This is a genomic window from Ewingella americana ATCC 33852 (genome assembly GCF_000735345.1).
Classification (GTDB): domain Bacteria; phylum Pseudomonadota; class Gammaproteobacteria; order Enterobacterales; family Enterobacteriaceae; genus Ewingella; species Ewingella americana.
The window spans coordinates 68182-85248 of sequence record NZ_JMPJ01000056.1; the positions used below are offsets into that span (position 1 = coordinate 68182).

2 protein-coding genes are annotated in these 17067 nt (G+C 57.7%); one reads left to right on the plus strand and one right to left on the minus strand.

The features are described 5' to 3' along the window. Nucleotides 1-20: 20 nt before the first annotated feature. On the minus strand, nt 21-15203 hold the full coding sequence (locus GEAM_RS11820) for an Ig-like domain-containing protein (RefSeq protein WP_051899491.1): 15183 nt from the start codon (nt 15201-15203) through the stop codon (nt 21-23). A 679-nt stretch (nt 15204-15882) separates the two neighbouring features. Here GEAM_RS11820 and GEAM_RS11825 point away from each other — a divergent pair. Then, a complete protein-coding gene (locus tag GEAM_RS11825) occupies nt 15883-17058 on the plus strand; it encodes an MFS transporter (protein WP_051899492.1) in 1176 nt (391 codons plus the stop codon). Nucleotides 17059-17067: the final 9 nt, after the last annotated feature.

The following is a 17067-nucleotide window of genomic DNA, read 5'->3' on the forward strand; positions in this document are numbered from 1 at the left end:
CGCGCTCGGGGGCTTTACTCTTAGCTTTGCTGTTGTACGTGCAGACCGTGCTGAACCAAGACGTCTCCCAACGTGTTGGTGCTCGCCAGCGACGCGTTGTGGTAGACGTCAAACGTCAGGCCATCCACGGTGCGCTGTCCGGTTTCAGTCCAAGCACCATCGCTTCCTGCGACCAGATTCACCAGACTTCCCTCGCCGCCTTTGATGATCACTTCATCATTCGGTGCGTCTTTAACCGTCAGCGACTCATGCAGGTTCAGCGTGATGCTGTTGGTGCCAGAGTTACCGAGGTCAAAGATGTCGATATGCTCGACTTTGAAGCCCAACAGGGTGAGATCCAGATGCTGGTTGGTGCCGCCAAGTTGCAGGGTATCCACGCCAGCGCCGCCGTCGATGTGACCGAAGTCCAGCGTATCCAGCACGATGATGTCGTTGCCGTCAGTACCCACCACATCCTGCTGGGTATGAGCCACGTCAATCGTCACGCCGCCGATGGAGAACGCCGTTTCGTCATGCGCCGTGGTGCTGGTGTCAGTTGACGCCGCCTGCGCACCGGCATCTGCCGTGACCAGTGGGTCGGTCAGGGTGCTGGTGGCGTGATGCACGGTGTCAGTGGTTGAGCTATCGCTGCTGGTGGTATGCAGCGCCGCTACCGCGTGGGTGTCGTCCGTGGTCTGCACATCCAGCGATTGCGCTTGCAGCGAGATAAGTGGGCTACCCGCCGCCAGCCCCACGTGGAGGTTGACGCCGTTACCCGCCAGATCTGTCGCTTGAAGCCCAACCACGTTACCGGTCAATGCGCCCAGCAGAGTGAAGAGGTTATAAGCCGCAAACACTTCACTGCTGAACTTCGCCTGCCATGAGCCGTCCGCCTGCACGACCGCGCCGATGGTGGTACCCAGCAAGGTGACGCTAATAATGCCGCCCTGCCCGATGTTGGCGCTGCTGCCTTTCAGCGTCAGGCCCGCACCAAGGATGCCACCAATCAAGCCACCCAGAGAGCCAAGACCGTCGAGGGAAACCAGCGGCAAGGCGTGAGTTTTCACCACCAGCGGACTGGTTTGGGTGGTGATGTTACCCACCGCATCGGTAATAGTGACTTTAACCGTGGTTGCGCCATCGGCGAGCCCCTTCAGCTCAGCGGCGGTAAAGGTGACATTCCACGTATTGTTGGTGATGGTGCCGGTATGGACCACCCCACCGACGTTGACCGACACCGAGCCGTTCTGCACGTTAGTTGTGCCGGTCAGCGTGGTGTTGCTGCTGGCTTCAGCAAGGTTCAGGAAGCCGTCACCACCAAACAGCGTGCCCAGATTCAGCGTTGGCAGAGTATGAATACCCACGGTGACATTGGCATTGGCGCCAACGGTGTGGTTCGCGGCGTTGGTGACAGACACACCTACCCCGACCGTACCGTCAAGCAGGGTTGAAAGCAGGCTTGGCAGCACGTTGACGGAGAAGGTACCGTCTGCTTTCACCACCGCCGACAGGCTGGCCCCGCCGATAGTCACCGTCACTGTAGAACCTTCGGCGTTGGTGGTTTTGCCACTGATAGTCTGGGTAACTAGCGCCTGCACCGCATTCAGCAGGCCATTGTTAAACAATGGATCCAGCGTGATGGTTGGCAAGGCGTTGGCAATAACGTTCACCGCGTTGGTGATGGTGCCGACGTTGCCTACCGCATCGGTGAAGGTCGCGGTGACGTTCTGCAAGCCATCGGTGAGAATGCCTTTCAGATCCAACGGTGGAACCGTCACGCTGAATGCCCCGCCCACGCCGACGGTCGCCAGATAGGTTTTCCCGTTGAGGGAAATCTGTACCTGAGAACCGACAGAGACGTTGGTCGCCACGCCACTGATGGTTTGGCCGGTCAGCAGGTCAACCACGCTCAGCACGCCGTCACCAAAGATTGGGTTAAGAACAATCGATGGCAGGTTGTGAATACCCACGTTCAGACCCGCGTTGACGCCGCTGGTGTTACCCACGGCATCCGTGACGGTTACGCCAACGCTGAGGTTGCCATCCAGCAACTGGCTCAGTTGCAGCGGCGTAACCTGTACGTTGAAGTGCCCGGTGCCATCGACAGTGCCGTTGAGAACCAAAGGCCCCAAGGTGATTTTGACCGACGAGCCCGCCGTAGCGTTCAGCACGGTACCGCTGATGGTTTGGGTCAGCAGCGCTTCGGCCGCGTTGAGCACCCCGTTGCCACCAAACAGTGGGTCCAGCACCACTTTCGGCAGGCTATTGATAATGACGTTGGCATTAACGTTGGTCGAACCGACGTTACCCGCGTCGCTGACGACCGACACGCCGATAGCCAAGGTGCCGTCAGCCAGCGCTTTCAGGTCGCCCGGTTGCAGCGTAACGGCAAATTTGCCGCCCGCATCGGTCACGCCGAGGAAGGTTTTGCCTCCCAGCGTCACTTTCACCGTGGTACCCGCCGTTACACCGGTAACTACGCCGCCAATGACCTGCGACGTCAGTGCATCCACCGCACCCAGCACGCCATTGTGCAGAACGTCCGTCAGGTTGATGGTCGGCAAGGTGACGTTAATCGCCGCCTGCGCGCCCACGCTGGTGGTGTTACCGTTGGAATCAGTCAGTGATACGTTGACACCAAGGTTGCCGGTGGTCAGGCCGCTCAACAGGTTAGCTGGCACAGTGACACTGAAGTGCCCGGTGGCATCAACCTGCGCGGTCAGCGGCGCACCCGCGCCGACTTGCACCGATAGAGTGGTGCCCGCCGCGACGTTTTTCACCACGCCGGTAATGGTCTGGTTCAGCAGGATATCCGCCGCGTTCAGCAAGCCATCGCCAAACAGCGGATCCAGCACGATTTGTGGCAGATTGTGCAGTGCCACGGTCAGCGGATTCAGCGCCTGAGTCAGCACGTTGCCCGCTGCGTCGGTGGCGGTGAGAATTACCGGCACCACACCGTCGGCCAGACTTGCCAGAGCACCCGCTGGGATAGCAATGCTGAAGGCGTTGTTCACCACGGTTCCGGTAAAGGTCAGCGCCCCGACCGCAATCTTAACAATGGTGCCGTCGGCCGCGGTCAAAGCACCGCTCACGGTTTGCGCCGCGCCAGAAACCACGGTGTTGAGGATGTGATCCACATTGCCCAAACCGGAGGTCAGGTCGCCCAGCACTGGCAGGATTTTCGCCACGTTGAGGTCGATAACCTGCACTTTGGTATTACCCGCGGCATCGGTCAGCACGACGTTCAACGCCAGTGGACCGTTTGGCAGGTTAGCCAACAGCGTTGGAGGAATGCTCAGGTTAAATTGACCATTCACACCCACATCGGCGGTGATCGTTTGCCCGCCGATTTCCACCGACACCTTGGCACCGACGCCCGCACTGGTGGCGACGCCGCCAATGGTTTGAGTCAGCAACAGGGAAGCCGCGTTGAGCACGCCACCAACCAGTCCGCTGGTGATATCAAGATCCAGCAAGCTGTTGAACAGCACGTTGATACCCACATCGACGCTGGTGGTGTTTCCTGCCTTATCGGTGACCGACGCGGTGAGGACGTTTGGCCCATCCAGCAGGCCAGACAGGCCCGTTGGCAGGATTTCAGCACTCCACGCCCCTCCCGGTTGAATCACTGCGGTACCCACGGTGACGCCAGCAATCTTGATGGTGACGGTCTGCCCCGCTTCGGCGCTGGAGGTACCGGTCAACAACTGAGTGACCAGCCCTTCCGCCAGATTCAGCACGTTGTCGCCCGCCAGCACGCCCACGCTCAGCAGAGGTGCTGTGGTGTTGGTGGTGAAGGTGTGTGGCGTGGTGGTGGTGTTACCCGCCGCGTCACTCAGGCTAGCGCTGATGGTGTTAGTGCCCGGTGGCAACCCTTGCAGGTCTGCTGCCGGAACCGTGGTGCTCCATGCGCCACCCGCACCGACCAGCGCGGTGTAGGTTTTGCCATTCAGAGTCACCGTCACCGTACGGCCAATTTCCGAGGTTGAGGCAGTGCCGCTAATAGTCTGGTTAGTAGCTGCTTCTGTCCCATTAAGCACGTCATCACCGGCAAAGGCGCTAACGGTCAAGGTTGGTGGAGTACGGTCGACTACAACGGTTTGTGTCACTGTCGCCGTCGTGCCATTAAGGCCAGTCATAGATACTGTGACGGTATAGTTACCATCCGTTGGGAAGGTGACTAATTGCGACAGCCCGACAATAGTCCAGGTACCACTCGCGCTTGGCAGTGCTGGGAAGGTGCCCACGACTGGAACACCGTTAACGAACACGGTAATTAACTGCGGAGTCAGTACAGTTTGGTTATTCAGATACTGACCGGTAAAGCTCATGATCAAGCCGCCATCATCCGTTGAGTTGATGATGTTATCGACACTGATTGGGTTAAGTGTCAGGAACGCCGCAGGAGGCGTCACGCTGACTGTAATGTCATGAATATCTGGCGTTGCAGCATTACCCGCAAGGTCAGACACGTTCGCCGTGATGTTGGTCGCACCATTACTTAGCGTCTGCAACTGAGCAGGAGACAGCGTTAGGCTCCAGCTACCGTCAGCCTGAACAATAGCGCTTAATCCGGTGATTGAACCCACAGTAACATTAACAGTTCGCCCAGCCTCGACGTGAGCCGTGGTACCGCTAATAGTTTGCGGTGTGCGGCTTTCAGCGAAGTCCAGAATGTTATCACCTGCAAAAGTACCCACGGTCACGGTTGGCGCAGCAGCAGCGTCTGTCGCAATACCCACGTGGGAAATCGCCGTGCTGGTGTTACCCGACGCATCTGTCGCAGTGACGGTAATAGTCTGGCTGCCCTGCGGCAGAGTCGCTATCTGCGCCGCAGTTAAGTTCAGCACCCAGGTTCCGCCCGACACGGCGGCGATGAAGTCTTTGCCACCGATATTGACATTGACGCTGGTGCCATCCGTGGTGCCGTTTATAAGCGTCCCCGCTGCCGCTTCGGCCAAGTTAATGTAGCCATCGGTGGAGACGTTGGTCACTGCAACCACTGGCGGTGTGAAGTCAGTGGTGAAGTCCACAGGGACAGTTTTGGTGTTGCCGCTGGCGTCGGTCGCGGTGATGTTGATGGTGTGATCGCCGCCAGTCAGGCCACTTAACGCGCCCGCAGGCAGGTTCAGTGTCCAAGTACCGTCAGGCAAGACAGTGGCGTTATAGCTGGTGCCATTGACATCAATCACCACTTTAACCGCTTGGCCTGCGCCAGTTAGGCCGGTGGTGCCCGCAATGGTGATAGGCCCCGCCGCTTCGGCGATATTCAGCACATTATCCGCACCAAATGGCTGATTGGTGATGCTTGGGTTAGGAATGTTCAGGTCAACCGTAAACACTTCTGGCGAGCTGACATTGCTGTTTCCGTACTGGTCGGTGCTGGTCACGGTGATGGAGTGCGTAGCCAACCCGGCGATATCCGCCAGTTGGGTAACTGTCAGATCCAGCGTCCATTTGCCGTCTGCGCCCACGGTAGCGGTCAGCGGTGCAGCAATTCCTGCGAAGGTAACCGTCACGATTTGGCCTGCGCCAGTGATGCCCGTTGAGCCGCTAATAGTCTGGCCTGCGGCCGCTTCTGCCGCATTGAGCACGCCGTCACCAAACACCAGATCAATGGTTGGAACTGGAGGTGGTGTCAGTTGAACCGAAATGTTCTCGGCTTGGGTGCTGGAGTTGCCCGCAACGTCGGTCACCGTTACGGTGGCCGTCCAGGTGCCATTCGGCAAGCCTTGCAGGGTCGCGGCATCCAACGGCAGAACCCAAGTGCCGGTCGCTGAATTCACGTCGGCGGTATAGTCCTTACCGTTGAGGTTCACCGTCACTTTCTGACCATCAGAAGTGATCCCGGTGGTGCCGCTGATGGAGCCACCCAGCGCCGCTTTATCAATGTTAATCGTGCCGCCAAAGCTGTCAGTGATAGTCGCCGTCGGCAAGGTATTAATGTAGGAAACAAATGGCACATCGCTCGAGGTGCTGTTGCCCGCTGCATCGGTCACTGCCACAGTCAGGGTGTTTTGGCCGTCGGTCAGGCCCAGCAGCGTGGCTGTTGGGATAGTCGCCGTCCACGTCCCATCCGGACCCACTACCGCCGTCACCGGTTTACCATCCAGCGTCAATACCACGCTGTCGCCCGGTGCAACTTTACCGGTCACAATTTGGTCGACGCCTGACTCCAGCTTGTTCAACGCGCCATCGCCAAACAGCGGGTCGACAACGGCAGCCACAGGAGGTGTCAGATCGACCGTCACGCTGTGCGAAGCCGAGGCCGGGTTGCCCGCCGCATCGGTGTAGCTCACGGTGACGGTGCCTACGCCTTCAGCGATATTTTGTGGCGTGATAAGGCCCGGTGCCACGGTGGCGGTCCATACGTTATCCGTTACCGTGCCGGTCACTTGTACACCCGCGACACTCACCTGCACCACCGTGCCGTTTGGCAAATTAGTGCTGGTACCGGTGATAGTGAAGCCATCGGCAGCCGTGGTGATATTGACGAACTCGAGAGGATCCAGCGTCAGGACTGGCAAGTTGTTGATTGCCAACTCGATTGCCGGGTTAACCGTCACGTCCGCGACATTGCCTTGTGCATCGGTCACTGTGGCGGTGATAACCAGTGGGCCATCGGTGGTGATGGCTTTCAGGTCAGCCGCAGGAATAGTCAGCGTCCAGTTGCCGCCTTCTGGCACCAGTACCGGGTAAGGCTTGCCATCGACAGTCACGGTGACCGTTGTGCCTTCAGGAGCCGTACCGCTGATTGGCAGGCCGAGCGCCGCTTCCACCGCGTTCACGATGCCATCAGCACCCGCATCCACCACGATAGTCAGCAGCGGAGGCGTGGTATCTACCGTCACCTGATGAGTGCCGGTCGCCACGTTTTCAGCGACATCATTACCGGTCGCGGTAATGGTGTATTCCTGATTTTGCAGCGCCTGCACGTCGGCGACAGGAACGGTGGTGCTCCATTTGCCGTCATCGCCAACAATCGCGGTGTAAGGCTTACCGTTCAAGGTGATGTTAATGGTTTCGCCCGCCACCAAGTGGTTGGACGTACCGCTGATCACCAGAGGTTGGTTGTGCTCGGTGCTGTTAATGACGTCGTCACCAGCAACTTTATCAATGGTAATGGTTGGCAAGTTAGCTTCGCTCGCCAGTACATTGACCTCGTGGGTCGCCGATGCTGGGTTGCCTGCCAGACTGGTGGCGTTAGCGGTAATAGTCGCCTGACCATCACCCAGCCCGGCCAGATCGGCAGCCGGAACCGTGGTGGTCCATTTGCCTTCGCCATCCACCACGGCGGTGTAAGTCTTACCGTTGAAGGTCAGAGTGACTTCACGGCCCTCTTCAAGCTTGGTCGAGGTACCGCTGAGCACCAGATCTTCGCCTTTCTCCGTGGCGTTGATGTAGTCATCACCAGAAATCGTATCGATGGCAAGCGTTGGGGTATAAGCCGCGCCAGCCTCAATGGTGAATTCATGGTTGATGGTGGTGGTGTTGCCCGCAGCATCCGTCAGCGTGGCGGTAATGGTGTGAGGACCATCGCCCAGAGCTTGCAACGCGTCGTTAGGCAGTGGAACTGACCATTTGCCATCCGTGCCGACGGTGCCTTCATAGGTCACGCCGCCCACCACCAGACTCACTTTAACGCTCTGGCCGCTATCGTTAACCGAGGCGGTCCCGGTCAGGGTGAGAGGTTGCAGCAGTTCAGCGGCGTTAATGATGTCGTCACCCGCCACCAAGTCGACGGTCAGCGTAGGTGCGACGGTATCGACGGTCGCCTGAATGGTGCTGCTGCCAGTCGCGCCAGACGCGCTGGTCGCAGTGACTTCAATGCTCAACGGCCCTTGTGGCAGGCTCGCCAAGGCATTGGCCGGAACGTCCAGCGTCCAGTGACCATCCGCGCCCACGGTGGCATCAAAGTCTAGCCCGCCGATGTTCACCTTCACGGTTTGACCCGTGCCGGTCGCGCCAGTGGTCCCGGTCAGCGTCTGCACTTCAGCCAGCTCGATACCGTTAAGGATGGTGTCGCCGAATGGTGCATCAATCGATGGGAACAGCGGGCTAGGCACGCCAGTTACATTGACGCTGCCATCAACCACGGTCTGGTTACCCGCCGCATCGGTGACAGAAACGCTGTATGGATGGTCGCCAACGGTCAGGTCGCTCAGCGCATTTGGTGGTACCAGCACAGACCAACTACCGTCCGGCTGGATCACACCGGTGTAGGTGTGGCCGTCAATAGACACGGTGACTGGACGACCTGCATCGCCAGTGTCGCTGGTGCCTTGGACAAGGAAGCCGGTCGCTACTTCGTCGGTGTTCAGCTTGTCATCGCCAGTCAGTGGGTCAACGCTCAAGGTTGGAGCCGTCAAGTCCACGGTCACATTGGTAGTGGTTGTGCCCGTGTTACCCGCTGGGTCAGTGACGGTAACCAGCAGAGGCGAGGAGCCGTCAGTCAGGTTATTGAGGGCGTTGGCCGGAATAGTGACCGACCAAGTGCCGTCATTACCCACCGTGCCGGTGTAATCTTGCCCGCCAATGTTCACGGTGACTTTCTGATCTGGGCCGACTGCACCGGTGTTACCGGTCAGAATCTGGTCGACGCCCGCTTCAGGCTTGCTCAGCACGCCGTCGCCAAATGGCGTATTCAGCACAGGGACTGGCAGCTGGGTGAAGACACCCACTGACTCAGTGGCCGTGGTGCTGTTGCCCGCCGCGTCAGACAGGGTTGCGGTTAAGGTGTATTGGCCATTGGCTAAGCCGAGCAGCGAGTTAGCCGGAATGTCGGTGGTCCACTTGCCGTCTGCCCCCACTTCGGCCTGATAGGTTTGGCCGTTAATGGTCAGAGTTACGATGCGCCCTGCTTCAGCAGGATCTGTGGAACCACTCAGCGTTACGGCGGCAGCGGCTTCAGCTGCGTCAATGTAGCCATTGCCCGAAATTGGGTCGATGGTCAGCGTTGGCGCGGTGAAGTCGACCGTCACGTTAGACGTGAGAGGCGTGCTGTTGCCTGCGGCATCGGCGGCTGTCACGGTGATAGCGTTATCGCTCTGCGGTAGCGCCTGCAAATCAGCCGATGGAATGGTCACGGTCCACTGACCATTGCCGCCGACGGTGGCGGTGTACTCCTTACCACCGAGGGTCACGGTCACGGTTTGGCCATCGCCAACGATGCCGGTCGAACCACTCAGGGTCTGGCTGGTGGCGGCTTCCGCGGTGCTCAGCAGGCCGTCGCCAAATGGTGTATTGATAGTTGGCGTTGGCAGTTGATGGGTATAGACATCCAGCGTGACGGTGCTGCTAACCGCATTGCCTGCGGCATCGGTCGCGGTCACTTTCACCGCCAGCGGCCCGTCGCCGAGCAGCGCCAGATCGGTTGCGCCTACTGGCACGGTCCAAGTGCCATCCGCGCCAACGGCGGCGATGTAGGTTTTACCGTTCAAGGTGACAGTGACGTTAGCGCCTTCAGCCACGTTGTGCGATGTCCCGCTGATGTTGATGCCTGCGCCCGCTTCCTGCGCGCTCAGTTTGTTGTCGCCGGTGATTGGGTCAATCGCCAGACCGCTCAACTCGGTGTTAATGGTCAGTGGCAGAGAGCCCTGCGCCGGGTTACCTGCTTTATCAGCCACTTCGGCGGTCAAGGTGATTGAGCCGTCGGTCAAGGCAGTCAGGTCAGCCGCTGGAATTTGCACGCTCCATGCGCCGCTGGCTCCCACTGTCGCAGTGTAGGTTTTGCCATTCAGCGTAATGTTCACTTGCTGTCCGGCTTCAACATGGGTGGTAGTACCGCTCAGCGTTTGGTCCGCCAGACGCTCGGCTCCATCGATGACGTTGTTACCCGCAAAGGCGTTCAGCGTCAGGGTTGGTTGAGAGTCGACGCCAGTCGCCAGTGTGACATTGGAGGTCTGGGTGGTGGTGTTACCCGCTTCGTCAGTCAGCGATACGGTCAACGGATATTGCCCGCTGGCCACGCCGTTCAGTACGCCAGCCGGAATATTCACCGTCCAATTGCCGTCACTGCCTACAAGGCCGGTATAAGTCGCGCCGTTGAGGGTCACGGTGATGGTTTTACCTGCTTCGCTGACGGAGGCCGTACCTGTCAGCTCAAGCGCTCCAGCTGCTTCTGCACTGCTGACAATGCCGTCGGCGGTCAGAGGGTTCACGGTCAGCGTTGGCGCGCTCAGATCCACGGTCACATTGCTGTTGATCGTCGTGCTGTTGCCCGCGCTGTCAGAGGCAACCACTACAATTGGGTTGCTGCCTTCTGGCAGGCCTTTCAAGTCAGCCGATGGAATACTGATAGTCCAGCTACCATTGGCGCCGACGGTGGCGGTGTACTCATGGCCGCCGAGGGTGACGGTAACGGTTTGGCCGTCGCCCGCCTTACCGGTGGAGCCAGTCAGCGTTTGCGCCGTGCCTGCTTCGGTGATGTTCAGGAAGCCGTCGCCGAATGGTGTATTGATAGTTGGTTCCGGTGCTACGTTGTCGACGCCGACGGAAACGCTGTTGGTCAGCGTATTGCCGTTGGCATCTTTGGTGACCGCGCTTACCGTGGTGGTGCCTGGGTCAATTCCCGCCAGTTCTGGGCTGGTGAAGTTCACCGACCAGCGGCCATTGGCCAGCACTTGTACGGTATGCGACACAGTGCCAAAGGTCACGACCACGTCGGTGCCCACTGGCACACCGTAAGTCGTACCCGTAACCTGAATTCCGTTCTCAGTTTCCACCGCGTTGATGACGTTATCGCCCGTTACCGGGTCGATTGCCACACCGTTCTCAGTAATATTTACCGTGAAGTTGTCGGTGCCAGAAGCTGAGTTACCGGCCTTGTCCGCCACTTCAACCGAGATGGTCTGCGTGCCGTTGGTCAGCACCTGCATGTCGGTAACCGGGATGATGACGCTCCAGCTGCCGCTCTGCTGAACTTCAGCCGTGTAGGTGTGGCCGTTAAGGGTGATTTTAACGATTTGGCCCGCTTCCACGTTGGCCGTGGTGCCGTTCAGCACTTGCGCCGTTTGGACTTCCGCACCGTCTACCGCGTTGTCGCCACCAAATGGATTGATGGTGATGGTCGGTTGGATAGTCGGGTCGGAAACCACGTGGATGGTATTAGTGGTGGTCGTGCTGTTGCCCGCCGCATCGCTCAGCGTTGCATTGACAACAAAATCACCATTGAGGTTGTTTAAGGCGCCGGCAGGCAGCTCAACGCTCCATACCCCGTTAGGCCCAACCGTCGCGGTATAGGTTTCATTGTTCAGCGTGATGGTGACTTCGCGGCCCGCTTCCGAAATGGAGGCAGTACCGGAAAGGGTCAGCGCGGTTGCAGCTTCCGCCAGACTGATTTGCCCATCGCCCGCCAGCGGGTTGATGGTCAGCGTTGGGGCCAACGTATCTACCGGCACATTATCATTGATAGTCTGGCTGTTACCGGCGACGTCGGTCGCAATCACCTGAATTGGCGCAGTGCCGTTCGGCAAGCTGCTCAAGACGCTGGATGGAATGCTGACGCTGAAGGTGCCGTCATTAGCCACCGTGGCGGCAAATTGCTGACCGCCGATAATGACTGTCACACTCTGGCCTGCGCCCGTGACTCCGGTATTCCCAGTGATGGTCTGCCCAGCGGCGGCTTCGCTGCCATTCAGGGTGCCATCGCCAAACAGAGTGTCCAGCGTAGGGGCTGGCAGGTTGTGCACGTAGACATTGACGCTGCCGGCGGTGGAGATAGGGTTACCGCCGCCATCGGTGGCGCTCACTTCGATATTCTGTTTGCCATCGGCCAGTGCCTGAATAGCGGCCGTAGAAAGTTGAATGCTCCAAGTGCCGTTAGGAGCAACATCCGCCAGATAATTCACGCCACCAATGTTAACGGTGATCGCGCCAGGACCCGCTGGGACATTGAAAGTGGTCCCGCTGATGGTCACGCCTGCCGCGGCTTCAATGGCATTGATGTTGCCATCCACGGAAATAGGATCAATGGCGATACCGCCTAACTGATCATTAATCTCATACGGACGAGTTGCGGTCGCTTCGTTGCCAGAACTGTCACTGACTTTGACGTCAAAGTCTCCAGAACCATTACCGACATCATGCAGCGCGGTGGCCGGGATGGTCACGCTCCACGTACCATCTGCCCCTACGATACCGGTGTAGGTTTTGTCACCAAAGGTGACAGTAACGGTGTTCCCCGCTTCGACATTAGTGGTGCTACCGGTCAGTTTCTGATCGACCTGAATCTCTGCGCCGTCCACGATGTCATTACCCGCAAAGACGTTAACAGTCAGTGAAGGCTGAAGCGCCGGGTCTGCGGCGACGTGTACGGTGTCAGTGGTTGTCCCAGTGTTGCCCGCAGCGTCAGTCAGCGTGGCGGTAATAGTAATATCGCCATTTGTCCCAGTCAGCGTGCCGGCTGGCAGGTCAAAGCTCCATTTACCGTCATTGCCTACAATGACGTTATGCGGATCACCGTTTACGTTGAGAACCAGCGTGCGACCCGCTTCAGAAGCCGATGCCGTACCGGTAATGGTGATAATGCCTGCGGCTTCATTGAAGGAAATTTTATTGTCACCGGTCACTGGATCGATAGTGACGTTTGGCGCAATGGTATCTACATCGACAGCAATTGGCGTGCTGATACCGCTGGAGTTACCGGCGGCGTCTTTCACTTCCGTCGTCAGGCTGTGTGGGCCTTCGGCCAGCGGCTCGGCTGGGGTGTAAGACCAGTTACCCTCGCCATCAACTGGCACGGTCGCCAAGACTTTATCGCCATCGCGAATGGTTACCGTGCTGCCCACTTCAGCCTTGCCGCTGAGGGTTGGCGTGGTGTCGTTGGTTGCGCCGTCGATTGGCAAGTCATCGTTATTCACCAGTTTAACGTCGGTCGCAGCGCCCGGCGCGGTGGTATCAATTTCAACAGCAATTGGCGCACTGATGCCGCTTGAGTTACCGGCCGCATCGCGCACTTCGGTGGTCAGACCGTGTGGGCCTTCCGACAGCGGATCTTGCAGCGTAACGCTCCAATTACCATTTTCATCAGCAATGGCGCTACCCACGATGGTGTTGCCATCACGCACAATGACTTTGCTGCCCGCTTCGGCTTTGCCGCTGACGGTTGGCGTGGTGTCATTGGTGATGCCGTCTACCGGCAGGCCGTCTCCATTAAGGATTTCTACCGCCGTGGCCGCAGCCGGAGGAATGGTGTCGATGTTCACGACGATAGGCGTGCTAACGCCGCTGGAGTTGCCCGCGGCGTCGGTGACTTCAGTAGTGATGCTGTGTGGGCCTTCGGACAGCGGCTGATCCAGAGTCAAACTCCAGTTGCCACTGCCATCGGCTTTGACGGTGCCAAGTACGGTGTCGCCATCGCGGATAGTGATGGCGCTGTCGGCTTCGGCCTTGCCGCTGATAGTTGGCTTGGTGTCATTGGTGCTGCCGTTAGTGCCGATAGGCGTGTTTTCACCGTCGGTTATCTGCACGTCGGTGGCCGGAGAAGGAGAACTGGCGTCCACGACAACAGCAATTGGTGTGGTTGGCGGGCTGCTGTTCCCCGCTGGGTCGGTAACCACCACGGTCAGGCTGTGGTCGCCATCGCCAAGCGGTGGATTCGGCGTGAAGGTCCAGTTGCCGTTGCCATCCACCGGCGCGGTACCAATCACCGTGCCACCGTCGCTGACGGTAACGGTGCTGCCCGGCTCGGCTTTGCCACTCAGAGTTGGCGTATTGTCGTTGGTGCTGCCAGTGATTGGCTCGTTGGCGTCATTGACCAGCGTGACGTCTGTCGCGGCACCCGGCGCAGTAGTGTCAATCTCAACCGCGATAGGTGCACTCACGCCGCTGGAGTTGCCAGCAGGGTCAGTGACTTCAGTGGTAATGCTGTGATTGCCTTCGCCCAGTGGCTGAGTTGGGGTAACGCTCCAATTGCCATTGCCGTCGGCAACGGTAGAGCCAATTACCGTGTCACCGTCACGGACGGTAACCGTACTGCCCGCTTCCGCCTTACCTGTGATGGTCGGCGTGGTATCGTTTGTCGCGCCAGTGATCGGCTGGTTTGCATCGTTAACCAGCGTCACATCCGTTGCACCAGCTGGTGCCGTAGTATCGACAACCACCGCAATCGGCGTGCTTGGTGGGCTGGTGTTGCCCGCCGGGTCGGTGACTTCAGCGGTGAGGCTGTGATCGCCATCGCCCAGCGGCGGATTCGGCGTAAAGGTCCAGTTGCCATTGCCATCTACCGGCACGGTACCAATCACGGTGCCGCCATCGCTGATAGTGACGGTGCTGCCCGGCTCGGCTTTACCACTCAGCGTCGGCGAGTTGTCATTGGTCGGGCCAGTGATAGGTTGGTTTGCGTCATTGACCAGCGTCACGTCTGTCGCCGCACCCGGCGCAGTAGTGTCGACGCCAATGGTGACGCCCTTGGTGATAGTTTGTCCGTCGGTGCCTGTCACGCTGACATTAGCCACATAGGTGCCATCTGCCAGGCCTTGCAGGTCGCCCGCAGGCAGCGTGATGCTCCATGAACCGTCTGCCGCGGTGGTGGTGGTGTAGGTTTTGCCATTCAGGGTCAAGGTCACGGTCTGCCCGGCGGTGACGTTAGTCGTCGTTCCGCTAAACACCTGCGAGTCGCCCACTTCAGCTTTATTCAAAACGTTATCGCCGGCGAAGGTCGCCAGCGTCAGGGTTGGTGTTTTATCGGAACCGCCCGGTTGCCCCGGTTGGCCTGGCTCTCCGCCATTGTTGCTGCTACCACCGCCGCCGCCACCGCTGTTGCTTGCGGCAATGGCAATACCCGCGCCCAATGCCACGACACCAAGCAATGCGCCGAGAATAGCCGGGTCGAAGTTGGAACCGTCGAGCAACAGTGCGCCGACGTCTGGCACTGTTTCATACCCTGGCACCACCGCCACGGCCGATCCCGGAGCAACGCCGGTATCGACGAAGGTGGCATGTTCAATCGGGTGCACACCGTCATCGAAGATAAGCTCACTGTGGTGGCCTTTGCTGTCGGTGTTGAAGAAGCTGTGATAGCGAACCGTGCTGCCATCCTGCATGTGCAGGATCAGGTCATTCCCCGCGCGCTCGTAGCTCAAAACCGCCGCGCGCGTAGCATGGACACGTACAATGCTGAGTTGGTTAAGATTGACAGTCTGGCTGGCGCCGGACACCTGGGAAATTACGCTGCCGTTAGTACGGGAAAGTACGTCGACGATGACATTGCCTTGTTGAGCCATGCTGTGTGCCCCTTGAACCCAGAGTAAGTAAAGACGCACCGCAAAAGTTCCTTTTTGACAGAGTCAGAAAGCGAACTGCGGTGAATTTTATGATCACGAAAACAATGATTTACTTTCCAACTGGTGTGGGTTGCTGCATGTAAAGTCGACAAAAAAGTCAAAATTATTGCCTGCTTTTCGCAGGTTTTTTATAGAGAACGTCAGGCTTATATTTGCCTTAACTCCAATAAGTTATATGCATGATTTAACCCAAATACATTAAAAAATTGTTATCACTACGATAAGAAAAATGAATCGAAATATTTTGAAACATAAGTTTGACGAAGTTTAAATGGTCGGCTACGCGGGAAAATTTGACTTTATTCGCCTGATTTACAAGCAATTTGACTTAAATAAGGGTTTTTAACAAGTGCCACTTTTTCGAATTAATAAGCGTTTCTCATCTTAAAAAAGCATAACTAAAACTTAACGATTATGTGATCGAAACTAAAATTTCACATTTTATTTACACAGCAAAACCGGACAAATAGGATTAATGGTAATAACACGATAAAAAGTACGCTGTTAAAATGTGCCGCCTAAATTCGAAGGTTCATTTGCCACCTTGTACCGGGTATGTGATAAAGCACAGTCCTGTAACGATTTTTTGTTTTTCTCTATCTCACGGACGTTCGATATCATGCCTAACCACGACACCCAACAAGCCACTTCGCCCCCTCATACCGCCCCTCTTCCCGGTGTTGCTCAGCAACATGCCACGCGGATCATCTTTTTTTTGTCGGGTTTTGCCATGGCGGCGTGGGCTCCATTGGTGCCTTTTGCCAAATTACGCTTAGATATCAGTGATGGGACGCTGGGTTTGTTGCTGCTGTGCATCGGCGCGGGTTCAACATTCTCCATGCCGTTGACCGGTTTTCTCACCGGCCGATTGGGCTGTAAAAATGTCATTTTGCTTGCTGCAACAATGCTTTGCCTTGATCTCCCTTTCCTGACCTTGGCGGATGGCGTCGGCACCATGGCCTTGACGCTACTGGTATTTGGTGCGGCGATTGGCATGGTTGACGTGGCGATGAACGTCCACGCCGTGGTGGTCGAAAAAGCCAGCGGCCGCGCGATGATGTCGGGTTTTCACGGTTTTTTCAGTCTCGGCAGCATTTTTGGCGCGCTGGCGGTCACCCTGCTGTTATTCCTCGGATTAACGCCTTTTCAATCAATTTTACTTGTGGTCGCGCTGATGATTGTGGCGCTGATCCCCACCACGCCGCATTTTTGGCAGCACACCCGCAATAGCAGCGACGAACCGATGTTCGTTCTGCCGCGCGGCTGGGTGATTTTCCTCGGCCTGCTGTGCTTCGTAATGTTTATGACCGAAGGCGCGATGCTCGACTGGAGCGCGCTGTTCCTCGCCACCGAGCGCGGTGTGAGCAATCATCAGGCAGGAATTGGCTACGCGGTGTTCTCTATCGCCATGACCATAGGACGCCTGACCGGGGATCGCATTATCAGCATCATGGGGCGTTTCAAGGTGCTGTTGCTGGGCAGCCTGTGCGCCAGCATTGGGGTTATCCTGCTGGTCAACGTTGAAAGCTTGTGGGCCGCCGGAATAGGCTTCATTATGACGGGCTTTGGCGCCTCGAATTTAGTGCCTATAATGTTCAGCGCAGCGGGCAATCAAACGGCTATGCCAGCGAATTTGGCGATTGCTTCTGTGACAACCCTTGGCTATGCCGGTATTCTTGCAGGCCCAGCCTTAATTGGTTTTATTGCTCAACTCAGCAGCTTATCGGTTGCACTAAGTTGCGTAGCCGTCTCGCTGCTGCTGGTTACTGCCAGCGCGCGCGCCGTGACTCGATAATCAAGGAAA